This is a genomic window from Mycobacterium sp. 3519A (assembly GCF_900240945.1).
Taxonomy (GTDB): domain Bacteria; phylum Actinomycetota; class Actinomycetes; order Mycobacteriales; family Mycobacteriaceae; genus Mycobacterium.
This window is the reverse complement of record NZ_OESG01000013.1, coordinates 1,336,977-1,357,612: the sequence shown is the minus strand read 5'-3', so window position 1 is coordinate 1,357,612 and position 20,636 is coordinate 1,336,977. Positions and strand designations below refer to the sequence as shown.

Genomic DNA, 20,636 nt, shown 5'->3' with positions numbered 1-20,636 from the left:
GGCCGGTCCCGAACCTCACACGCCCAACACGCGGCGTACCGCGCGAGCGTTGCGCCGTGACACGGGCACGATCGTGTTCGCCTTGTCATCCATGACCAGCACCAACTCGCCACGGTCCCGACGTTCGACCTCCCGAACACGGCTCAGATTCACCACGTAGCGACGGTGGACCCGCAAAAACCCGGCGTTGGTCAGTTCGTCGTCCAGCTTGTCGAGGCCCGGCGAAGCGGCCCTCAACCTGCCCTGATCCGTTTGCAGCCACACCTCGTTGCCGTCCGCCTCGGCCAACGTGACCTCCGGCAATCGCAGCAGCACCATCCGGCTCTCCCGTAGGCCGACCACCCGGCGGGGTTGTTTCTGGAAGGGCGCCGCTGATTCCGTCTCCGGCAACGCCTCTCCCTCGGAGACGCCGAAGGCGATCAGGTGGCCGATCAAGTTGCCGTACTGGAAGACCGGACGAATTCTGATCGGCGACGGCTCGTCAGCGAGGTGAGTGAAGATCTGCGTCGATCCGACCCAGGCCGGGTTGTGGCTCGCCTGCTTGCTGGCATACCGCGCAGCGTCGACGAACGCGGGCAGCCTGGGATTCCAGCGCACCGCCGGGTTGACTGCCGGGGCGTTGCCAGGCACGCCGAGGAGGACGCTCGCATTGTCGTCGGCGATCACCACCTTGCCCGAGGTGTCGACAGCGGCGAGTGGCTCGTTGGACCGCACGCGGGCGTCGTTGTACGCGGCGAGCAGGTGGGTGCCGCCATCGCGGGCGCGTGTGCGTAAGACGCTCTGGGCGTGGTCGGCGACGTTGGACAGCCACACCCCCGCGGACGGCGGCAGCTCAGTGCGCCAACACGAGATGTTCACGACCGCGATCGGGTCTTTGCTCACCACGTCGCGCACCGCGACGGCCATGCAGGTCCAGCCGTGAAAGGCCTGGCACCAATGTTCTTCACGCCGGACCACCACGAGGTGGTGTGTGCCGAGGGCGGTGCCCATGCCGTTGGTACCCACCGCGCTCTCCGACCAGCAGTACCACGGCGCGAGGCTGGCCCCTGCGGCAATGGCACGCGTGGCCTTGTCGCCCCACTCGGCCAAGACCCTGCCGCCGGCGTCGGCGATTGTCACGATGCCGCCGAAGTTGGCCACTTCGTGAGCCATGGCGGCGGTGCGGAAGCCCAGGTCCACAAAGATGGCGTCGTGTTCGAGCGGATGGGCGACCTCCGCCACCGCGACCGGCGCTTCCGTCAGATAAGGGTCGACACGGTACTGGTCGCGACATCGATGCCAGGAGATCGCGACTTCGGGCCGAACCCCGCGGATGTCGTCATTGCCCTCCACGAACCGTTCCCATGCGCCGTACACGGCGGTCGCGCTCCCGTTGCGGGGTGCCGACTCCAGTCGCTGACTACCTGACATTGAAGACCGCCTTTGGTCGGCTCGATGCGGTGGACGACACCCGGGTGCCTGAGCGAGTAACCCCGGGTGTGACCCCGCCCACCACTAGCCACAATCAATGATATTTCTTACATATCTACACGGCTTCAAGCGTTTTCGCGATGCGGTCACAGGAAGGGAGAGGATCGGGTGACCCGATGCGCGCGGCAAATCGGTTCAGCCGGTTGATGATCTGTTTGCGCGGACAGACGCGAGCAACCACGATTCCTTGGCAGTTACGACGTTGCTGCCGCGGCGCTCCACGAGACGGCGCGCAATCGCCTTCTGAACCAGCAATCTTGTGCGATGGCCGGAGAAGTTCGATCATTCGTTATTCCTGCCTGATGCAAGGGATTCGGCGAAGTTTCACGGCGCGGTGCGTTGCCGGCTGGTTGGTTCGTATGGGTGCCGATGCACTACCACCTGCGCGCCTGGACACGATCGGATCGAGGCCGCGGCCGTGATTCGCTGCGATGATTTGAGGAGACTCGATGGTGAAGTTGATCGATGGTCACAATGACCTTGCTTGGGCGGTGCGCCAGCAGTACGGCGCCGATCTGGACGCCGTCGACCTGACCTCGGCGCCGGATCTGCACACCGACCTGAACCGGCTGGCGGCCGGCCGCGTCGCCGGGCAGTTCTGGTCGGTGTATGTGTCCCCGGAGCAATACGTCGGGCCCGCCGCGGTGTGCGCCACGTTGGAGCAGATTGACTTCGTTCGACGCCTCGTGGCCCGCTATCCCGACCGGCTGGTGCTGGCGACGAGCGCCGACGACGTCGAGTCCGCCGGCGACCGGATCGCATCACTGCTGGGCATGGAGGGTGGCCACTGCATCGACGGATCGCTGGCGGTCCTGCGCATGATGCGCGCGTTGGGCGTGCGGTACCTGACGCTGACCCACAACAAGAACGTGTCCTGGGCCGACTCGGCGACCGATGTCCCGGCGCTGGGCGGGTTGTCGGCGTTCGGCGAGGACGTCGTTCGCGAGATGAACCGCCTCGGCATGCTCGTCGATCTCTCGCATGTGTCCGCCGAGGTGATGCGGCACGCGCTGCGTGTGACGGCCGCCCCGGCGATCTTCAGCCACTCGTCCGCCCGTGCGGTCTGCGACCACCCCCGCAACGTGCCCGACGATGTCTTGGCGGCATTGGCGGACAACGACGGTGTCTGCATGGTGACTTTCCTGCCCGCCTTCATCTCACCGTCGGTAGCCCGGTGGCACGCGGATGCGAAGGCCGAAGCCCGACGCCGCGGGATCGAGAAGCACGATCCGGCGTACGACGAACTGATGGCAAGGCTCGCCGAGCAGTCACCACCGCCGGTCGCCACCCTGGCCGAGGTCGTGACGCACATCGAGCACGTGCGTGCCGTCGCAGGCATCGACCATGTCGGCATCGGGGGTGACTACATGGGAGGAGAGGCGATGCCCGAGGGCCTCGAGGACGTGTCGGGGTACCCGCGGCTGCTCGACGCCCTGGCCGGCCGCGGATGGTCGGATGCCGACCTGGCCAAGCTCGCAGGCGAGAACATCCTGCGCGTTCTCAGAGCGGCGGAGGACGTCGCTGACCGTTGAGTTCTCGCGTTTAATGAGTTGGTTACTGTACCGTCCGGACGGTACAGTAACGCGGTCATCGATGCGCGACCCTCGCCTGACACGAGGCTCACTGCATCTGTTTCTTTGCCCATCCAAGGAGGATCCGTGGGCACGTACCTGCGGTTACTCCGAACGCCTGGCTTGTTCCGGGTGACCGTGTCTCAGCTGTTCGCGCGACTGCCGCTCGGCATGCTGTCGCTGGCCATCCTCATGCACCTCTCGGAGACGACCGGGTCATACGGGCAGGCCGGTCTCGTCGTCGCCTGTGTCAGTCTTGCCGAAGCGGTCGCGATGCCTGTCAGCGCCCGGCTCACCGGGAGATTCGGCGTGACACCCGTGGTGTTGTCGGCGGCGACGATGAACAGCGTCGGTTTTCTGGCGTTGGCGCTCGCTCCTGCGCACCTGGTCTTGCTGGCCGCGCTGGGAACCCTTGTGGGAGCGACGATCCCACCGTTGATGCCCGTAGTGCGCGCGCTGTACCCGAGAATGGTCCCTGCTGACACGGTGCGTGCGTTGTTCGCGTTCGACACCACCGCACAAGAACTGATTTGGGTTGCAGGCCCGGTCGTGGTGACCGTGTTGACCTCACTGATCTCCACTGCCGTTCCGCTGCTCGCGGCGGCGGGTATCACGCTGACCGGATCCATCGCTTTTGTGCTGAGTCTGCAACTCCGACGGCCCCGGATCGCCCGTAACACTTCATCATTCGGTCGGGTGTTGGCGCGCCAGGAGGTTCTGCTCGCCTTCGTCGCCAACCTTGCTCTGGTCGCATCGTTCATGGCGATGGAGGTCGGGGTGGTCGCTCAACTGGGGCATTCAATGGCCGGTGTCGCGATCTCGGTGTCGAGCGCTGGCTCACTGATCGGCGGCCTGCTACTCGGCCACCGCCGACTTGGGCTCGGCGCGTTGGTGGCGACGATGGCTGTCGTCATGGCAGGGACAGCACTAACGGGCCTCGTCACCGGCCCTCTGCAGTTCGTGGCGCTGTTCGCCGCCGGATTCGGATTCGCGCCCGCGATGGCAGTCCTGTATCACGCCGTCTCTCGCGGAGTCGCTGAAAACGTTGCCGCCGAAGCCTTTGGGTGGCTCAACACAGGTGCACTGGCTGGCGGCGCGGCCGGTACCGCACTGTCGGGTGCTCTCAACGACGCATGGGGACCAGGGGGATCATATGTCGTGGCCACGGCCCTGGCCGTCGGCGCGGCGGTCAGCCCGCTGGTCGCGCGGTTGGCCGGTCCGGTCCGCGGATTCTCGGCGGAAAAGTCGACGGTGACGATCGCCCCGTTACCAACCTTGGCGCGGGTTAATGTTGACCGCGACACATCGGATATCCACGCCTCTCACGAGGCAGACGACGAGAGTGCTCAGTGCCACGAGGGGACCGACGAGACAAACTGCTGGACGCCGCCGAGCAGGTGCTGACTCGAGGCGGCCCACAGGCATTGACCCTGCAGGCCGTCGCTGATGAGGCCGGCGTGTCCAAAGGTGGGCTGCTGTACCACTTCTCGAACAAGAGTCAGCTGGTTCGAGGGCTGGTGGAGCGGCTGGTCGACGATACGAACGCCAACTACGCGCAGTGGGACGACGGCGAACCCGGCTCGTACACCCGCGCATACATCGCATCAACCTGTCACGGCCTGACCACCGCCGACGCCGACCGGGTGCTGCGCCGGTGGGCGGTCATTCTGGCGGCCAGCACCGAACCGGAGATGCAAGGGCCGATCGCGCAAGCGTTCGAGGCGTGGATGTGGCCGGAACCGGGGGTGGACCGCTACCCGTTACGCGCGCAGATCGCCCGGCTGGCAGCGGACGGGCTGTGGTGGAACGCCATGTTCGTCAACGCCTTTCGCGATCCCGAACTCAACAAGCGGATCAGTGCCGCGCTGGTCGACTACGCCGAGGGCCGGGACCGCCTCGAGGAATAGCCCAATCATGTTGTCGCGACGAAGTTTCCGATCGCCCGGTCGAGCCGTTAGGACCGCGGTGTTCCTCTGCCGCGACGGGCCGCCAGGCGCCGGCTTGGCCTGATGCCTAGTTCAGCTGCCTATCAGACGTCAGTGACGCAGATTTTCGGAACCTCTGAAAGGCGGCCCCGATCTGCGGTTATTAAGTGGAGCTAAGGGGACTCGAACCCCTGACCCCCACACTGCCAGTGTGGTGCGCTACCAGCTGCGCCATAGCCCCGTGAAGTTGTGCTCATCGAAGTTACACCACCTGCGGGTTCGCATTCAAAACGGCCGGTCACGGCAGCTCGCCACCCACCTCAGGGCCGAGCGCGCGGGCCGGGGTGTGCTCGCTGGGCCGCAGCCGGGTCTCCGGCGCCAGCACCCAGCCGAGGGCCGCGACCAGCAGAATCCCGCCGCTGATCACGAACGCGGTGCCGAACGAGACGTGCTGGGCGATCTCCCCGACCGCGAGCGACCCGACGATCGCACCGGCATCGGCCATCATCTGGTACGTCGCCACGGCCGTCCCTCCCCTGGCCTTACTGCCGATGATGTCCGCGACGGCGGCCTGCTGCGGGGACGTGAACATGCCCGCGGCCGCGCCCGCCACCAGCGCGCCCGCCAAGAACAGAGTCAGCGACGACGCCAGCCCCACCGCCATCGTCGCGACCCCGGACACCGACAACCCCACGATCAGCAGCGTGCGGCGCCCGATGCGATCCGACAGGTAGCCGCTGGGGATCACGGCGGCTACGTTGCCGGCCGCGAAGGTCGCCAACGCCAACCCGGCGACCCGCGGACCCCGGTGCAACAACTCGGTGACGAATAGCGGCACCAACGCGATCCGCAAGCCGAACACCGACCAGCCCGTCGCAAAATTCGAGAACAACGCCGACCAATACGCCCTGTTGCGCAATGCCATTCGCAACGTGACCGGGTCTTCGGCGTCCGTGGCCGGAGCCGCCAACGTCGAATGCCGGAGGTAGAAGAACACCACGGCCGCGGCGATCAGCAGCGCCACGCCGTAGATCGCGAACGGCGCCGACAAACCAAGGCCCGCAGTCAGGCTGCCCAGCACCGGCCCGCCCACCGAGCCGACCAGAAACGCGCTGGAGAACAATCCCGCCACCCTGCCGCGCGCGTCGGGCGGCGAGATCCTGATCATCAGCCCCAGCGAGGACACCGTGAACATCGCCGACCCGAAGCCACCGAGCGACCGGAACAACAGCAGCTGCCAGTACGTCTGCGCGAACGCGCACGCACCCGTCGACACCGCGACGATCAACAGCCCGCTGACATAGACGCGGCGCTCGCCGATCTTCTGGACGAACAGGCCGCTGGCCGGCGCGGACACCAACCGCATCAGCGAGAACGCGGTGATCACGAAGGTGGCGGCGCTGATGCTCACCCCGAAGTCGCGGGCATATTGCGGGAGCACCGGCGAGACGACGCCATAGCCGAGGGCGACCACCACATTGGCGGTGATCAGCACCCAGACTTCACCGGGCAGCTTCGGCTTTACCTCAGCCGAACACTCACCCTCCGCGACAGAGCTCACGCTATGACCTTATTCACCACTTCCTTCGCCGCTTCCTGTACCTCTGCCAGATGCTCGGGGCCCTTGAACGACTCGGCGTAGATCTTGTAGACGTCTTCGGTGCCCGACGGCCGCGCCGCGAACCATGCGTTCTCCGTCGTCACCTTCAGCCCACCCAGCGCCGCACCGTTGCCCGGTGCGGTGGTCAGCTTCGCGGTGATCTGCTCACCGGCCAACTCCGTCGCGGTCACCTGCTCGGGCGACAGCTTCGCCAGCCGCGCCTTCTGCTCCCGGTCGGCGGGCGCGTCGATGCGCGCATAGGTTGGCGCGCCGTACTTTTCGGCCAGCTCCGCGTATCGCTGCGACGGGGTCTGCCCCGTCACGGCCAGGATCTCCGAGGCCAGCAGCGCCAGGATGATGCCGTCCTTGTCGGTGGTCCACGTCGAGCCGTCGCGACGCAGGAACGACGCCCCCGCACTCTCCTCGCCACCGAAACCGATTGTGCCGCTGATCAATCCGTCGACGAACCACTTGAACCCGACCGGCACCTCGACCAGCTTGCGGCCCAGCCCGGCGACCACCCGGTCGATGATCGACGAGCTGACCGCGGTCTTGCCCACCGCCGTAGCCGCCGGCCACTCCGGCCGGTTGGTGTACAGGTAGTCGATGGCGACCGCCAGGTAGTGGTTCGGGTTGAGCAGTCCGCCGTCGGGTGTGACGATGCCGTGCCGGTCGGAGTCGGCGTCGTTGCCGGTGGCGATCTGATATGTCCCAGGATGGCCGATCACTTTTTCGAGAAGCCCAGCCATCGCATTCGGTGAGCTGCAGTCCATGCGGATCTTGCCGTCGGTGTCCAGTGTCATGAACCGCCACGTCGCATCGACGAGAGGATTCACCACCGTCAAAGCAAGGTTGTGCCGCTCGGCGATGGCGCCCCAGTAGTCGACGCTGGCTCCGCCCAACGGGTCCGCGCCGATGCGGATGCCCTCCGCGCTGATCGCGTGCAGATCGACCACGTTCGGCAGGTCCGCCACGTACGCGTCGAGGTAGTCGTGCCGCTGCGCGGTCTGCAGCGCCCTCGCCAGCGGCACCCGCTTCACGCCCTTGAGCCCGTCGCGCAGAATCTCGTTGGCGCGCTTGGCGATGACCCCGGTCGCGTCGGTGTCGGCCGGTCCGCCGTTGGGCGGGTTGTACTTGAAACCGCCATCCCGCGGCGGGTTGTGCGACGGAGTGACCACGATGCCGTCCGCCAGATCACCGTCACGGTCCCGGTTGAACGTCAGGATCGCGTGGCTGACCGCGGGCGTCGGCGTATACCGGCCAGCCGAATCGATCATCGCCACAACGTCATTGGCGGCCAACACCTCCAACGCCGACGTCCACGCCGGCTCGGACAGCGCATGGGTGTCGCGGCCGATGAACAGCGGCCCGGTGGTGCCCTGCGCTGCCCGGTACTCCACGATGGCCTGCGTGGTGGCCACGATATGCGCCTCGTTGAACGCCGCATCCAGGCTGGACCCGCGGTGCCCGGACGTGCCGAACACCACCTGCTGATCGACGTTGTCCGGGTCGGGTTCGACGGCGTAATAGGCCGTCACAACATGCGCGATGTCTATGAGGTCTTCTGGTTGCGCCGGCTGGCCGGCACGTGGGTTCGCAGCCATGTCCCCGATTCTGCTCCTGTCGACGCCGGGTCGTACGCCGGAGCGGATGCTCGGCGGCGATACTTTGGCTCATGATCAGTTTCGACCGCCGCGAGTTGGCCGCGGTCTTCGCCGGTGGCGCCGTGGGCACACTCGCCCGCGCGGCACTCGAGACGGTCGCCGGGGCCGAGCCGGGCCATTGGCCGTGGGCGACGTTCACCGTGAACATCGTCGGCGCGTTCCTGTTGGGTTACTTCACCACCCGGTTGCTCGAGCGGCTGCCGGTGTCGAGCTATCGCCGACCGCTTCTCGGCACCGGGGTGTGCGGCGGCCTGACCACGTTCTCGACCATGCATGTCGAGATCGTCAAGATGCTCGAGCAACACCGCTACGGCCTCGCCGTCGGCTACACCGTCGCGAGCATCGTCACCGGACTGCTCGCGCTGTATCTCGCCACCGCGCTGGTCCGCCGCGCCAGGATCCGCGCGTGACGGCACTGGTGTGGACGGGCGTCGCGCTGATCGGCGGCATCGGCGCGGTGCTGCGGTTCGTCGTCGACCGCACGGTGTCGAGCCGGATCGGCGGACCGTTCCCCTACGGCACCTTCGTCGTCAACATCAGCGGCGCCCTGCTGCTCGGCCTGCTGTCGGGCCTCGCGCTGAGCCCGAACCTCGCGCTGCTCGTCGGCACCGGGTTCGTCGGCGCCTACACCACCTTCTCGACGTGGATGCTCGAGACGCAGCGGTTGGCCGAGGAGCGCGAACTGCGCCCCGCGGTCGCCAACATCGTCGTCAGCATCGTGGTGGGGTTGGCCGCGGCCTGGCTGGGCGTCTGGATCGGAGGCCGGCTGTGAGCGCCGACGACTACCTCAAGCTGACCGCCTACTTCGCTGAGCGGTTGCGCACCGGCGACCGCTTCCTGGCCGACGCTCTGCTCGACCTCTTCGGGGAAAGCGCCGTGCACACCAGCATCGTGCTCCGCGGCATCGCCAGCTTCGGCCCGCACCACGAGTTGCGCAGCGATCAGTCGTTGAGCGCATCGGAGGATTCGCCGATCGCGATTGCCGCGGTCGACCGCGCCGAACGGATCGCTGGGCTTGCCGACCGCGCCGTGGCGATGACCACCCGCGGGCTCGTCACCCTCGAGCGCGCGCGACTGATCGGTGACGAGTCGCCGGACACCGTCAAGCTCACCGTCTACCTCGGGCGTCAGGAACGGGTGTCGAGACAACCCGCCCACCAAGCCGTTTGCGCTGTCCTTCACCGGCACGGCTTCGCCGGTGCCGCAGTGCTTCTCGGCGTCGACGGCACCAGAGGCGGGCAGCGGCGGCGGGCGAAGTTCTTCAGTCGCAATGCCGACGTCCCCGTGATGATCATCGCGGTCGGCACCGGCGCACAGGCCACCGCCGCTATCCCCGAGATCGATGCTGTGCTGCGAAACCCTTTGGTGACGCTGGAACGCGTGCAGCTCTGCAAACGCGACGGTGAGCTTCTGACGCGCCCGGCCGCGCTGCCCGCCACCGATGACAACGGGCGCGCGCTGTGGCAGAAGCTGATGGTGCACACGTCGGAGGCGACACTGCACGACGGCGTACCCATCCACCGCGCCATCGTGCAGCGCCTGTTCGACACCAATGTCGCCACCGGCGCGACTGTGCTGCGTGGCATCTGGGGTTTTCACGGCGACCATGAACCCCACGGCGACAAGGTGATTCAGCTCACCCGGCAAGTGCCGGTGACGACGATCGTCGTCGACAGTCCAGAGCGCATCGCCGCGAGCTTCGACATCATCGACGACCTGACCGGGCGGCACGGACTGATCACCAGCGAGTTGGTGCCTGCCCTGGTTTCGATCGACGACGGCGAGCGCCGGGGCGCGACGGCCCTGGCGAGTTACGACTACTGAGCTAAATCATCGCGGTAATGCGTACAGCGCCATCCTGCGGTTCGACATCTCATGCTCACCGAGGAACTCACATCCGGCCTGCTCGCACACTCTCCGCGCGCTGGCGTTGCGACGGTCAGGATCGAACATGATTCGCCCGCAACGGGGTTCGAGTTCGAAAATGCTGTCGACCAAGCGCGGCAACACGATCGGCGCGATACCTCGGTTGACGAATTGCAGGTCGGCGATGGCGGCATGCATGCCGATGTCGTGGGGGTCGGCGTCATAACGGGAGGCGATGGAGTCTTTGGCTGCGCGGTACAGCTCGAGGTAAGCGAACGGCTCGCCGCGGACACCGCAGATAAACGGCCTGGAGTATTCGCCATCGAGTTGCGCGCGCAGATAACGCTGCCAGCGCGCCGGCGGCCAGTCGTACTCCCACGCCTCCACCAGATGCGGGCGGTTCATCCACTCCGAGACCATTGCTGCGTCGGCGTCGGGATCCGCTACGCGGATGGCGTACGGAGGTGCCAACTTCGGCGTCGGCGGTGCGCCGACCGCGCGGACAACGTCGGAAATGTCGGTGAGCTCGCGCGGCAGAACGGGTGCGGGCGCCTCGATATCAGTCATTTCCCGCGGAGGCTACCGCAGAAATCCGGCCTCGGGTCGTCTCCCTCTCTCCGGGTCGGCTAACGGACGATCCACTTCTCGGCCAGCGCCGACACCCAGTCCGCGGCCGCACCGGCGTCGCCCGGCGGACCGTCGACGATGACCAGTTCGTCGACGCCGAGGGTGAGTCTGCCTCCGGAGAGCATGTCCAGCGTGGCGGCCTGTTTCGCGGCCAGCACCGGGTTGTGCTCAGGCAACAACAGCACCCCCGTCGCGATGCCGATCGTCGACGTGGCGGCGGCTGCGAAGCCGAGCCCGATCAGCGGATCGATCCAGTCCGCCTCGGCCGGCACCGCGATCTGCCCGTCGTCGGAGTACGGATAGCGCGACGACGAGCGGTCCACCATCACGACGTGTTCGCCCGACCACAGCGTCGCGAAGCCGGACTGTTCGGCCGCCACCGCGACGGCGTCGATGACCGCGCGGGTCGAACCCGCTCCAATGCCAAGGGCGTGTAATCCCAGCCGCATGCCGCCTACTACGACAAAATCCGCGCCAGCACCGCGAGGTGGCTGAGTTCGAGGTCGCGGGTGGCGGTGACCAGCGTGACCGGGCCGGCGCGCACGACGTCGCGCAGTTCCGCCAGCGCTGCGGCGCTCTCCCCCGTCGCCAACTCGGCTTCGTACCGGGCGGCGAAGTCGTCGAACCGTGCCGGGTCGTGGGCGTACCACTTGCGCAGTTCGGTGGACGCCGCGACCTTCGGTATCCACCGGCCGACCCGCGGATCGTCCTTGCGGAAACCGCGCGGCCACAGCCGGTCGACGAGGACGCGCTGACCCTCGTCGGGTTCGGGGGCGTCGTACACGCGCGCGACCCTGATGCGGCGACGGGCACCCATGAGATGGAATCGTAGAACCATGGACATCGATCGGACCGCGGAACTGCAGCGCTGGCAGGACTCCGGCGCCGTGTGGCAGGTCATTTCCCGCACTGAAGACCGCATCACCGTCGGGCTGTTGCGCTGTGACGGTGGCGAGGAGGTCGACCGGTTCACCTCCGACGATCCCGCGCTGCTGGCCTTCATCGGCGACCGGTGGAGCAGCGCGGAATGACGGTGACGCTCGGGAAGCTGGAGTTCGTTGCGGCCGGCGAGGCGCCCGACCTCGTCGCCGACGCAGTGCGGCCACACCTGCGGGACGGGCTGTGGGTCAGTGCCATCGACCCCGACCTGGCCGACACCGCGGCGTTCTGCGACCACTACGACATCGGGCTGGACGTCTCGGCCAACTGTGTAGTCGTGGAGGCGCGGCGGGCCGACCGTGTGTGGTACGCCGCGTGTGTCGTGCTCGCGACCACGCGCGCCGACGTCAACGGTGTCGTCCGCAAACACCTTGGGGCACGCAAGATCTCATTCGCGTCGATGGACGACGCAGTGGCCCTCACCGGGATGGAGTATGGCGGCATCACGCCCGTCGGGTCGCCTGCGGACTGGCCGATACTGGTCGATGCGAACGTCGTCGATCAGCAGCGGGTGGTCATCGGCAGCGGCATTCGCGGTTCCAAGCTGCTCGCGGACACCAGCGTGCTGGCGACGCTGCCGAATGCCGAGGTGCTGGACATCACGCTGCGCCGAACGTGAGCTTATGCGCGAAAAATCGCGAAAAAGTCGGGGATGAGCTCACGTTCGGCAGGGGAACCGTGGCGAGCGTCGCGCCGTCATATCAGAGGTGGCATTCGACTGGCCGTTTCTGGGCACCGAAGCGTTGGCTCGTGGCGAGGTCAACCGCTACCAGCTAGGCACACAGTATGACGCGGTGTTTCGCAACGTCTACGTGCCGAAAGGCCAGGCGCTGACCGCTGCCGACAAGGCAGTTGCCGCCTGGCTTTGGTCGGGGCGTCGGGCCACAGTGGCCGGACTCTCAGCAGCCGCATTGCTCGGTTCGCGGTGGATCGATGCGAAAGCGCCGGCCGAATTGAATCAGCCGAGTCGACACAAGACCAACGGCATCGTCCTGCACAGCGACGCGCTGGCCGACGACGAAACCTGCCTCGTACGCGGAATATCCGTCACGTCACCGGCACGCACAGGCTTCGACCTCGGTCGGAGTCGCGGCAAAACGATGGCCGTCATCCGAGTCGACGCGCTGATGCAAGCCACCGACGTCAAGACCGGAGAGATTGAATCGATCGCGGGCCGCCACCTCGGGGCACGCGGGACGGTGCAGTTACGCGAGGTGCTGAACTTGGCCGACGCCGGCGCGGAGTCACCACAGGAGACACGCACGCGGCTGATCCTGACCGATGCCGGACTGCGGCCGCATCGCACGCAGATCAACATCTTCGATGACTTCGGCGAATTCGTCCACCGAATCGACATGGGTTGGGAGGACTGGAAGGTCGGGGTTGAGTACGACGGCATTCAACATTGGGCTGAACCGGGCATACGCGCCAACGACATCGACTGGCACGCGGAGGCGGTAGCTCTCGGCTGGCGCATCGTCCGTGTCAGCTCTGACATGATCCGTTATCGACGCCAGACCATAGTCACGCGCACCCGCGCGGCGCTATGCGCGGCGGGGGCTCCCGTCTAGCCGCCGAACGTGAGCTTATGCACGAAAAATCGCGAAAAAGTCGAGCGTGAGCTCACGTTCGGCGCCCAAGGGGTTAGATGTCCGTCGAAATGGCCAACTCCCGCCACGCCTTCTGCTCCTCGGCCACGAACTGAAGCTTCTCCGCGACGGCGCCGAACGAATCGCGACCCAATTGGATACGCAGTGGCGGCCGCTCGGCCGACGCGATCTCCACGATCGCCGCCGCCGCCTTCACCGGGTCGCCTGGCTGCGCGTGGTTCGCGTCGGCGGCATGCTGCCTGACCGCACCGGCGGTCTCGGCGTAGTCGTCGATGACCGTGCCCTCGGTGTCCAGGCTCGACGCGTCGAGGAAGTCGGTGCGGAAGTAGCCGGGCTCGACGATGATGACGTCGATACCGAGCGGACCCACTTCGCCCGCAAGCGCTTCGGAGATGGCCTCCACCGCGAACTTCGTGGCGCAGTAGACGCCCCAGCCTGCCGACGCCCTGAACCCGCCGATCGAGGACAGGTTGACGATGCGGCCCGACCGTTGTGCCCGCAGCGTCGGAAGGACCGCGCGCAGCACGTTGAGGATGCCGAAGACGTTGGTGTCGAACACCGCCCGCGCGGCGGCGTCGCTGGCCTCCTCGACCGCCGACAACAGGCCGCGGCCCGCGTTGTTGACCACGACATCGATGCGGCCGAATCGCTCTACGGCCGCCTCGACCGCCGCGGCCGCCTGCGCCTCGTCGAGCACGTCGAGCGCCACGGGCAGCAACCGGTCACCAGCATCGGGGAACCGTGCGCTGACCCCTGCCGGGTTCCGCGCGGTCGCGACGACCGAATGCCCTGCGGCAAGGGCCTTCTCGACGATCTCCGCTCCGAATCCGCGGTTCGCACCGGTGACAAACCAGACGCTCATGGCACCTCTTTCCGTCAATCAACAGGACCGGCGTGGCGGCCACACCGGAGATCCGAGTTCGCGCGACACCGTGCGGGCGGTGTCACGCAGCGCGTCGATGGCTTCGGGATCCAGCGGCCACCGCGCGGCGGGCACCACCAGCCCGATCGCACCTGTCGCCTCTGCCGATGAGTCGAAAACCGGTGCGGCGGCAGCACATTCACCCAGCACAGCCTCTTCGACCTCGGTCGCTATCCCGGAGATGCGGATCTGCTCCAACTGGTCGGCCAGCACCGCGGGGTCGGTGACGGTCTCCCCCGTCATGCTGCGCAGCTCGTCCGGTTTGTAGTCGGATTGAAACGCCAACAGCGCCTTGCCCAATGCGCTGGCATGCGCGGGAATCACGATCCCGACCTCGGGCATCTGCCGGGTGCCGTCGGGCCTTGGCTCATGCGCGACGACGACGACCTCGTCGAACAGCAGCACCGCGGTGCGCACCGCGCAGCCGGTCCGTCGGGCCAGCCCCTCGGCCCAGATGGCCACCCGTGAACGCAGTTCGAGGGTGTCCAGGTAGACGTTGCCGAGCCGCAAGGTGGCTGGCCCGAGCCGGTAGCGACCGGAGTCGAGTTCCTGCTGCACCATGCCGTGTGCCAACAGGGTGCGCACCAGCCCGTGGACGGTGGACGGCGCCAGGTCGATGGCGGCCGCGATCTCGCCGAGGCTCATCCGACGGCCGCCTTGCAGCACCGTGAGGATGCGCAGCGCGCGATCCACCGCCTGGATCATGCGTCCACCTTTCCTGGAAATGACCTCTTGTGGTGACCGAAGCATAAGCGTATGGTCCAGATCACATTCGACATTATCGAATGCTATCCGAGATAGTCGACCACCGGACGGAGAACGTCATGGACGAACCCTCGCTCATCCAGAAACTCGCGGCCGAAGCCTTCGGCACCGCGTTCCTGGTCTTCATCGGCGTCGGATCGGTGCCCGCCACGATCATCGTCAACGGGGACGCACCGTTCACCATGGCCGATCTCGGCATGATCTCGTTCGCGTTCGCGACCGTCGTGGTGGCGACGATCTACGCGCTCGGGCACATCTCCGGAAACCACATCAACCCCGCCGTCACCCTCGGCCTCGCGGCGACGGGCAACTTCCCGTGGTCCCGCGTGCCCGCGTACATCGCCGCGCAGGTCGTCGGTGCGGTCGCCGGCGCGGGGGCGATCCTCGGCGTACTCGGCACGGCCGCCCGCGATGCCGGACTGGGAGTCGCGACGTATTCCGCGAGCGTCTCTCCCGTACAGGCCTTCTTCGCCGAATTCGTGGGTACGTTCATTCTCGTGTTCACCGTCTTCGGCGTGATACACCGCAAGGCCTCGGCGGGTTTCGCCGGTGTCGCCATCGGTTTGGTGGTGTTCGCGGCGATCATCCCGGTGGCACCCACCACGGGCGCGTCGATCAATCCGGCCCGCACGTTCGGCCCCATGCTCGTCCAGCAGATCGCGGGTGGCTCGGTCTCGTGGAGCCAATTGCCGGTCTACCTCGCGGCCGAATGCCTTGCCGGTGTGCTCGCCGCGTTCGCCTACGTCGCGATCTCCAGGACCAGGGCCGACGACGCACCGGCCGCTGTCGCCGTTCCCGCCGAAGCCACCACTGCCGCCTGAGGAGCCCGAACATGAAGAAACTCATCAACGATCCCGCCGACGTCATCGCCGAGGCCCTGCGCGGGATGGCCACAGCGCACCCCGAACTGCGCATCGACCACGCCAACCGGATCGTCTACCGCGGCGACGCGCCGGTCGACGGCAAGGTGGGGCTGATCTCCGGTGGAGGATCGGGTCACGAACCGCTGCACGGCGGCTTCGTCGGCCGAGGCATGCTCGACGCCGCTTGTGCCGGTGAGGTTTTCACCTCGCCGGTGCCCGACCAGATGCTCGAGGCGACCAAGAACGTCGACGGCGGCGCCGGGGTGCTGCACATCGTGAAGAACTACACCGGCGACGTGATGAACTTCGAGATGGCCGCCGAACTGGCCGACGCGGAAGGGATCACGGTCGAATCGGTTGTCGTCGACGATGACGTCGCGGTGCAAGACAGCACCTACACCGCGGGGCGTCGCGGCGTGGGCGCGACGGTGCTGGTGGAGAAGATCGCCGGTGCCGCAGCGGATCAGGGACGCAGCCTGCCCGAAGTCGCGGACGTGGCACGGCGCGTCAACGCGGCGTCCCGCAGCATGGGTGTCGCACTGACCTCGTGCACGGTGCCCGCGGTCGGGCATCCGACGTTCGACCTGTCCGACACCGAAATCGAGGTCGGCATCGGCATTCACGGTGAGCCGGGCCGGCAGCGGATGCCCATGCAGTCCGCGCGGGCGGTGGCCGAATTGATGCTCGACCCGGTGCTCGCCGACCTCGACTTCGCGGGAGACGACGGCGTGATCCTCTTCGTCAACAGCATGGGCGCCACCCCGCTGATCGAGTTGTACGTCATGTACGCGGAATTCGCTGCGATCCTCGACAAGGCGGGGGTCAGGATCGCCCGGTCACTGGTCGGCCCGTACATCACCAGCCTCGACATGGCGGGCTGTTCGGTGACGCTGCTGCGCGCCGACGACGAGTTGCTGCGACTGTGGGACCATCCCGTCAACACGCCGGCACTGCGGAGGGGATGCTGAATGGACCTGGCGCAGCTCACCGCTTGGATTCGTGAATACGCACGCGTCATCGACGAAAACGCGCAAGCGCTCACCGATTTGGACGCGGCCATCGGCGACGCCGACCACGGCATCAACATGCAACGCGGCATGACGGCCGTGTCGGCGGCCCTCGACGATGCCGCGCCTTCCGACATGTCCGCATTGTGCAAACAGGTGGGCATGACCCTGGTGAAGTCGGTCGGCGGCGCCAGCGGCCCGCTGTATGGCACCTTCTTCCTGCGCATGGCAGGCGCACTCGGCACCGACGACAGTGTCGATGCGGCGACGTTCGCAAAGGCCTTGCGCGCCGGTATCGAGGGTGTGGTGCAGCGTGGTCGCGCCGAAGCCGGCGACAAGACGATGTTCGACGCTCTTTCGCCCGGCCTGGACGCGCTCGACGCGGCATTGGCGTCCGGGGAGAGCCTCGCGGTCGCGCTCGCCGATGCCACCGTGGCAGCCGAAAAGGGGCGCGACGACACCGAATCCATGGTTGCCCGCAAGGGCCGTGCCAGCTACCTCGGTCAGCGCAGTGTCGGCCACGTCGATCCTGGCGCCACGTCTGCGGCGATGCTGATCGCGGCGGCGGCTTCGGCCTTCGCGACAGGCGGGTGAGTCCGGTGACCGTCGGGATCGTCGTCGTGTCGCATAGCCGTGCGCTGGCAAGGGCGGCGGTGGCGTTGGCCCAGGAGATGTTGCACGGCAAGCAGATTCGCATCGCCGTCGCCGCGGGCCTCGACGACACCACGTTCGGGACGGACGCAGCGCAGATCGTCGACGCGATCAACGCCGCGGACCAGGGCGCGGGCGTGGTGGTGTTGATGGACCTCGGCAGTGCGGTGCTGTCGGCCGAGTTGGCGCTCGAACTTCTCGACGACGAGATCCGCGACCGCGTGGTGCTCTGTCCAGCACCGCTGGTGGAGGGCCTGGTGGTCGCGGCGGTGGCGGCGGCCAACGGCGCGGACAGCAGCGAGGTGGCCGCGGAGGCCGCAGGTGCGTTGGCGGGAAAGATCGGCCACCTCGGGTCCGCGCCGACGGCCACCCCCGACAACGACCTCGACGCCGACGAACTCGTCGGCACCTTCGTCGTCAACAATCCGCACGGATTGCACGCCCGTCCCGCCGCCCGACTGGTGCAAGAGGTGCGCCGTCGCGACGCACACGCACGGATCCGCAACCGCCGAACCGAATCCGAATGGGTTGACGCGGGCAGCCTTTCGAAGATCGCCACCCTCGGTGTGCGGTCAGGCGACGAAGTCGAAGTGCGCGTTTCCGGCAGTCAGGCAGCCGAATCGCTCGACCACATCCTGGCGTTGGCCGCCCGCAACTTCGACGAGGCCCCCGGCGAGGCGGCGCCCATCGCCCAGCCGACGACGCGTCCGGCGCCGATCGGTGCCGGTGCCGGATTGGGCATCGGACCCGCCCACCCGGCACGGTCGGGCCCCGTCGACATTCCCGACACGCCCGCTGACGAGCCCGCCGTCGAGTGGCGCCGGGTCAGCAAGGCGATCGCGTCAGTGCGGCGCACGATCAGCCAACTGCGCACCCGCACCGCGCGTGACGTGGGCGAGACCGAAGCGGCCATCTTCGACGCCCACCAGCTGCTGCTCGACGACACCGCATTGCTCGACAGTGCGCGCAGGCGGATCGACGAAGGGGCGTCCGCGCCCTCGGCGTGGTCGGCCGCCGTCCAGCACCTGGCCGCCGAGTTCGCCGTGCTGCCTGATCCCTACTTGCAGGCCAGGGCCGACGACGTGCGCGCGGTCGGCGATCAGGTGCTGCGGGCGATGATGGGCGCTGCGGAGAACTCGCCGGGGCCGACAGGCGTGGTGGTCGCGGCCGACCTGACACCGGCCGAGGCCGCCGACCTCGACCCCACCCGCGTGGCGGCGGTACTACTTGCGTTCGGCAGCCCGCATGCCCACAACGTGATCCTGTTGCGGGCCAAAGGTATTCCCGTGATCGTCGGAGCGGGCCCGTCGGTGTTGTCGATCCCCGACGGCACAGTTGTCGCGGTCGACGGTGGTCGTGGCGAGTTCATCGTCGACCCGGCACCGGACGTCCGGCGGGAGTTCCAGGACAAGGCGGCCGTACTCGCGCAGCGCCAGCACCAGGCGCAAGCACGTGCCGCCGAACCCGCGATCACTCGGAACGGCGTCACGGTCGCGGTCGGCGCCAACGTTGGTTCGGTGGACGACGCGCGCGCCGCCGCCGCGCACGGCGCTGATCTTGCCGGCCTTGTCCGCACCGAGTTCCTGTTCCTGGGCAGGCAGGACGCACCGGATGTGGAGGAGCAGCTGGCTGTCTATCGCAAGATCGCCGAATCCCTGGATGGACGGCGAATCACGTTGCGCACGTTGGATGTCGGTGGTGACAAGCCGTTGGAGTTCCTGCCTGCGCCCGCCGAGATGAATCCGTATCTCGGCGTACGCGGCATCCGGCTGTCGCTGGCACATCCGGACCTGTTGACCGATCAACTGTTGGCGATGGTGCTCGTAGCACGGCAGACACCCGTCAGCATCATGTTCCCGATGATCGCCACACTCGACGAATTGTTTTCAGCCCGTGAGCTTTTGGACACGGCGATCAGTCGCGCGGGCGGCGAACGTCCCGCCGGGTTGCAGGTCGGGATGATGGTCGAGGTGCCGGCGGCCGCTCTCAAGGCGGCCGCGTTCGCCAGGCACGTCGACTTCTTCTCCATCGGCACCAATGACCTGACGCAGTACACCATGGCCGCCGACCGCAACAACGATGCGGTGGCGTCCATCGGCGACACGTTCGATCCCGCCCTGCTGCACCTCATCAAAGCCACCTGCCAAGGAGCGGCAGGCAACGCGTCCGTATCGGTCTGCGGCGAATTCGCGGCCGATGAGCGGGCCGTCGCACTGCTGCTCGGATTGGGCGTCGACTCGCTGAGCGTCACTCCCCCGGCGATACCCGGCACGAAAGAGGCCGTCCGCGACACGGACACAGGAAGTGCACAGCGCGTGGTGAACACGCTGCTGGCGGCCGACAGCGCCACGGCCGTCAGAGATCAGTTGAGCTGAGGTCAGAACACGTTGTGTCTGGTGAACGAGTGACCACACCCGTTGCGGTCGCACCTGGCCGGTTGCCGCGCACCAGGGAACACGTAACCAGGACAACTGCATACGAGGCAATGTGTGCCTGCGTCGTCGTCGCCGTCAAAGATGCTCACGGTTCTGAGTTGCTCGCGCGCCTCGTCAAACGCGCGGTCGATGCGGTCGCCCACTTCGTCCACGATCTTCATCTGGTCATCAGTCAGCTTGGACTCACCAGCCATTTCAACCCCCTACTGTGATGGCCCCGCAAGCCTGCGGTAATCGTGACAGTAGTTTCGATCGACAAGGATGTATCGAGTAGGTGACTACTCGAAATGGCTAAGGCAGTTTCACGAAATCGCCGTTCCACCACACGCCCCATGCGTTGAGGTCGGTGTTCCACACGACCGGCAGCCACGGCGCCCAGAACGGCGGCGGCGGGGCGGGCGGAGCCCACATCGGGACCACTGCGTCCTGCGGCAGCGGGCCGTCATGCCCCTGAGGGGGTACGACGTCTCGGCTGGGGGGTGTCGGAACGGGCGGTGTCGGGACCGGCGGGTCGGCATGTGCGATACCCGCACCGGCCACGGCAATGGTCACAGCGCCGAACACTGTTGCCCTGGCCGCAGCGCGTTGCACCTTCATCGGTGACTCCCTCCTGTCAGGACTGCGCCAAATGCTGTGGGCTACCCACCTATTCCTGAGAACTAAACGCACGACTGCTGAAAAAACGCCTATATGACCGATCCGTAAATCAGACAGCTCACAG

At 67.1% G+C, this 20,636-nt stretch carries 23 protein-coding genes, 1 tRNA gene and 1 pseudogene; 14 read left to right on the top strand and 11 right to left on the bottom strand.

Annotation, left to right across the window (positions count from 1 at the left end; genetic code table 11):
- Positions 1-15: 15 nt before the first annotated feature.
- A complete protein-coding gene (locus C1A30_RS14445; protein ID WP_101948945.1) occupies positions 16-1,410 on the bottom strand; it encodes a DNA-binding protein in 1,395 nt (464 codons plus the stop codon).
- Between the two features lie 115 nt (positions 1,411-1,525).
- Complete coding sequence (locus C1A30_RS35385; RefSeq protein ID WP_142392608.1) at positions 1,526-1,756, bottom strand: hypothetical protein; 231 nt, start codon at positions 1,754-1,756, stop codon at positions 1,526-1,528.
- A 163-nt stretch (positions 1,757-1,919) separates the two neighbouring features.
- On the opposite strand from C1A30_RS35385, the gene C1A30_RS14440 reads away from it, so the two are divergent.
- From C1A30_RS14440 to C1A30_RS14430, 3 genes are all read left to right on the top strand, one after another.
- Positions 1,920-3,002, top strand: coding sequence for a dipeptidase (locus C1A30_RS14440; RefSeq protein ID WP_101948944.1), 1,083 nt, complete (start codon positions 1,920-1,922; stop codon positions 3,000-3,002).
- Positions 3,003-3,128: 126 nt separating this feature from the next.
- Positions 3,129-4,445 carry an MFS transporter gene (locus C1A30_RS14435; RefSeq protein WP_101948943.1) on the top strand — a complete coding sequence of 439 codons (1,317 nt, stop codon included), beginning with the start codon at positions 3,129-3,131 and terminating at the stop codon, positions 4,443-4,445.
- Entirely contained in the window at positions 4,391-4,948 is a 558-nt protein-coding gene (locus tag C1A30_RS14430; protein ID WP_160112745.1) for a TetR/AcrR family transcriptional regulator, read from the top strand. Before C1A30_RS14435 ends, C1A30_RS14430 begins: the two co-directional genes overlap by 55 nt.
- A gap of 186 nt (positions 4,949-5,134) precedes the next feature.
- Here C1A30_RS14430 and C1A30_RS14425 read toward each other — a convergent pair.
- From C1A30_RS14425 to pgm, 3 genes are all read right to left on the bottom strand, one after another.
- Positions 5,135-5,207 (bottom strand) — tRNA-Ala (locus C1A30_RS14425).
- A gap of 57 nt (positions 5,208-5,264) precedes the next feature.
- Positions 5,265-6,527, bottom strand: a complete 1,263-nt coding sequence (locus tag C1A30_RS14420) for an MFS transporter (RefSeq protein ID WP_101948941.1) — start codon at positions 6,525-6,527, stop codon at positions 5,265-5,267.
- Positions 6,524-8,170, bottom strand: a complete 1,647-nt coding sequence (gene pgm / locus C1A30_RS14415) for a phosphoglucomutase (alpha-D-glucose-1,6-bisphosphate-dependent) (protein ID WP_101948940.1) — start codon at positions 8,168-8,170, stop codon at positions 6,524-6,526. The genes C1A30_RS14420 and pgm overlap by 4 nt, the downstream gene beginning before the upstream one ends.
- Before the next feature lie 71 nt (positions 8,171-8,241).
- Here pgm and crcB (C1A30_RS14410) point away from each other — a divergent pair, with 71 nt between their 5' ends.
- From crcB (C1A30_RS14410) to C1A30_RS14400, 3 genes are read left to right on the top strand one after another with little or no spacing between them, the layout of a single operon-like run.
- Positions 8,242-8,640 carry a fluoride efflux transporter CrcB gene (gene crcB / locus C1A30_RS14410; RefSeq protein WP_101948939.1) on the top strand — a complete coding sequence of 133 codons (399 nt, stop codon included), beginning with the start codon at positions 8,242-8,244 and terminating at the stop codon, positions 8,638-8,640.
- Positions 8,637-9,002 carry a fluoride efflux transporter CrcB gene (crcB, locus tag C1A30_RS14405; protein ID WP_101948938.1) on the top strand — a complete coding sequence of 122 codons (366 nt, stop codon included), beginning with the start codon at positions 8,637-8,639 and terminating at the stop codon, positions 9,000-9,002. Before crcB (C1A30_RS14410) ends, crcB (C1A30_RS14405) begins: the two co-directional genes overlap by 4 nt.
- The gene (locus C1A30_RS14400) at positions 8,999-10,054 is read left to right on the top strand and encodes a DUF190 domain-containing protein (RefSeq protein WP_101948937.1); all 1,056 of its coding nucleotides are present in this window, start codon (positions 8,999-9,001) and stop codon (positions 10,052-10,054) included. Before crcB (C1A30_RS14405) ends, C1A30_RS14400 begins: the two co-directional genes overlap by 4 nt.
- Positions 10,055-10,060: 6 nt before the next feature.
- Here C1A30_RS14400 and C1A30_RS14395 read toward each other — a convergent pair whose 3' ends face one another.
- The 3 genes and pseudogenes from C1A30_RS14395 to C1A30_RS14385 form a co-directional block, all read right to left on the bottom strand.
- Positions 10,061-10,663: a GNAT family N-acetyltransferase gene (locus C1A30_RS14395; RefSeq protein WP_101948936.1), complete on the bottom strand. Its 603-nt coding sequence runs from the start codon at positions 10,661-10,663 to the stop codon at positions 10,061-10,063.
- A 152-nt stretch (positions 10,664-10,815) separates the two neighbouring features.
- Positions 10,816-11,172 (bottom strand): annotated as a pseudogene (locus tag C1A30_RS14390) (LLM class flavin-dependent oxidoreductase); the annotation flags it as partial.
- Positions 11,173-11,180: 8 nt separating this feature from the next.
- Positions 11,181-11,540 carry a DUF488 domain-containing protein gene (locus C1A30_RS14385; protein ID WP_101948935.1) on the bottom strand — a complete coding sequence of 120 codons (360 nt, stop codon included), beginning with the start codon at positions 11,538-11,540 and terminating at the stop codon, positions 11,181-11,183.
- 19 nt (positions 11,541-11,559) lie between these two features.
- Between C1A30_RS14385 and C1A30_RS14380 the strand changes: the two genes are divergently transcribed.
- The 3 genes from C1A30_RS14380 to C1A30_RS14370 all read left to right on the top strand — a co-directional run bounded on the left by C1A30_RS14380 (position 11,560) and on the right by C1A30_RS14370 (position 13,233).
- On the top strand, positions 11,560-11,754 hold the full coding sequence (locus C1A30_RS14380; RefSeq protein ID WP_101948934.1) for a hypothetical protein: 195 nt from the start codon (positions 11,560-11,562) through the stop codon (positions 11,752-11,754).
- On the top strand, positions 11,751-12,281 hold the full coding sequence (locus C1A30_RS14375) for a YbaK/EbsC family protein (RefSeq protein ID WP_200828261.1): 531 nt from the start codon (positions 11,751-11,753) through the stop codon (positions 12,279-12,281). The genes C1A30_RS14380 and C1A30_RS14375 overlap by 4 nt, the downstream gene beginning before the upstream one ends.
- Before the next feature lie 88 nt (positions 12,282-12,369).
- Complete coding sequence (locus tag C1A30_RS14370; protein WP_101948933.1) at positions 12,370-13,233, top strand: endonuclease domain-containing protein; 864 nt, start codon at positions 12,370-12,372, stop codon at positions 13,231-13,233.
- 73 nt (positions 13,234-13,306) lie between these two features.
- Here the strand turns inward: C1A30_RS14370 and C1A30_RS14365 are convergent, their stop codons facing one another.
- Entirely contained in the window at positions 13,307-14,134 is an 828-nt protein-coding gene (locus tag C1A30_RS14365) for an oxidoreductase (RefSeq protein WP_101948932.1), read from the bottom strand.
- A gap of 18 nt (positions 14,135-14,152) precedes the next feature.
- Entirely contained in the window at positions 14,153-14,899 is a 747-nt protein-coding gene (locus C1A30_RS14360; RefSeq protein WP_101948931.1) for an IclR family transcriptional regulator, read from the bottom strand.
- A 119-nt stretch (positions 14,900-15,018) separates the two neighbouring features.
- On the opposite strand from C1A30_RS14360, the gene C1A30_RS14355 reads away from it, so the two are divergent.
- Genes C1A30_RS14355 through C1A30_RS35380 form a run of 5 tightly spaced genes read left to right on the top strand, consistent with a single transcriptional unit; the run spans position 15,019 to position 20,127 of the window.
- Complete coding sequence (locus tag C1A30_RS14355; RefSeq protein WP_101950196.1) at positions 15,019-15,780, top strand: MIP/aquaporin family protein; 762 nt, start codon at positions 15,019-15,021, stop codon at positions 15,778-15,780.
- Positions 15,781-15,791: 11 nt separating this feature from the next.
- Complete coding sequence (dhaK, locus tag C1A30_RS14350; protein WP_101948930.1) at positions 15,792-16,790, top strand: dihydroxyacetone kinase subunit DhaK; 999 nt, start codon at positions 15,792-15,794, stop codon at positions 16,788-16,790.
- Positions 16,791-17,423, top strand: a complete 633-nt coding sequence (gene dhaL / locus C1A30_RS14345) for a dihydroxyacetone kinase subunit DhaL (protein ID WP_101948929.1) — start codon at positions 16,791-16,793, stop codon at positions 17,421-17,423.
- A 5-nt stretch (positions 17,424-17,428) separates the two neighbouring features.
- Positions 17,429-19,855 carry a phosphoenolpyruvate--protein phosphotransferase gene (ptsP, locus tag C1A30_RS14340; RefSeq protein WP_101950195.1) on the top strand — a complete coding sequence of 809 codons (2,427 nt, stop codon included), beginning with the start codon at positions 17,429-17,431 and terminating at the stop codon, positions 19,853-19,855.
- A 29-nt stretch (positions 19,856-19,884) separates the two neighbouring features.
- Positions 19,885-20,127, top strand: coding sequence for a hypothetical protein (locus tag C1A30_RS35380; protein ID WP_142392607.1), 243 nt, complete (start codon positions 19,885-19,887; stop codon positions 20,125-20,127).
- Positions 20,128-20,206: 79 nt separating this feature from the next.
- On the opposite strand, the gene C1A30_RS14330 is transcribed toward C1A30_RS35380, so the two are convergent.
- Positions 20,207-20,512 (bottom strand): hypothetical protein, encoded by a 306-nt coding sequence (locus tag C1A30_RS14330; RefSeq protein ID WP_101948927.1) that lies wholly within the window; start codon positions 20,510-20,512, stop codon positions 20,207-20,209.
- Positions 20,513-20,636: the final 124 nt, after the last annotated feature.

What these genes read in the sequence shown, in the direction of transcription:
- C1A30_RS14445 (WP_101948945.1), bottom strand. Translation starts at nt 1,410, where the DNA reads ATGTCAGGTAGTCAGCGACTGGAGTCGGCACCCCGCAACGGGAGCGCG.
- C1A30_RS35385 (WP_142392608.1), bottom strand. Translation starts at nt 1,756, where the DNA reads ATGATCGAACTTCTCCGGCCATCGCACAAGATTGCTGGTTCAGAAGGC.
- C1A30_RS14440 (WP_101948944.1), top strand. Translation starts at nt 1,920, where the DNA reads ATGGTGAAGTTGATCGATGGTCACAATGACCTTGCTTGGGCGGTGCGC.
- pgm (WP_101948940.1), bottom strand. Translation starts at nt 8,170, where the DNA reads ATGGCTGCGAACCCACGTGCCGGCCAGCCGGCGCAACCAGAAGACCTC.
- crcB (WP_101948939.1), top strand. Translation starts at nt 8,242, where the DNA reads ATGATCAGTTTCGACCGCCGCGAGTTGGCCGCGGTCTTCGCCGGTGGC.
- C1A30_RS14395 (WP_101948936.1), bottom strand. Translation starts at nt 10,663, where the DNA reads ATGACTGATATCGAGGCGCCCGCACCCGTTCTGCCGCGCGAGCTCACC.
- C1A30_RS14385 (WP_101948935.1), bottom strand. Translation starts at nt 11,540, where the DNA reads ATGGGTGCCCGTCGCCGCATCAGGGTCGCGCGCGTGTACGACGCCCCC.
- C1A30_RS14380 (WP_101948934.1), top strand. Translation starts at nt 11,560, where the DNA reads ATGGACATCGATCGGACCGCGGAACTGCAGCGCTGGCAGGACTCCGGC.
- C1A30_RS14375 (WP_200828261.1), top strand. Translation starts at nt 11,751, where the DNA reads ATGACGGTGACGCTCGGGAAGCTGGAGTTCGTTGCGGCCGGCGAGGCG.
- C1A30_RS14365 (WP_101948932.1), bottom strand. Translation starts at nt 14,134, where the DNA reads ATGAGCGTCTGGTTTGTCACCGGTGCGAACCGCGGATTCGGAGCGGAG.
- C1A30_RS14360 (WP_101948931.1), bottom strand. Translation starts at nt 14,899, where the DNA reads ATGATCCAGGCGGTGGATCGCGCGCTGCGCATCCTCACGGTGCTGCAA.
- C1A30_RS14355 (WP_101950196.1), top strand. Translation starts at nt 15,019, where the DNA reads ATGGACGAACCCTCGCTCATCCAGAAACTCGCGGCCGAAGCCTTCGGC.
- dhaK (WP_101948930.1), top strand. Translation starts at nt 15,792, where the DNA reads ATGAAGAAACTCATCAACGATCCCGCCGACGTCATCGCCGAGGCCCTG.
- dhaL (WP_101948929.1), top strand. Translation starts at nt 16,791, where the DNA reads ATGGACCTGGCGCAGCTCACCGCTTGGATTCGTGAATACGCACGCGTC.
- C1A30_RS14330 (WP_101948927.1), bottom strand. Translation starts at nt 20,512, where the DNA reads ATGAAGGTGCAACGCGCTGCGGCCAGGGCAACAGTGTTCGGCGCTGTG.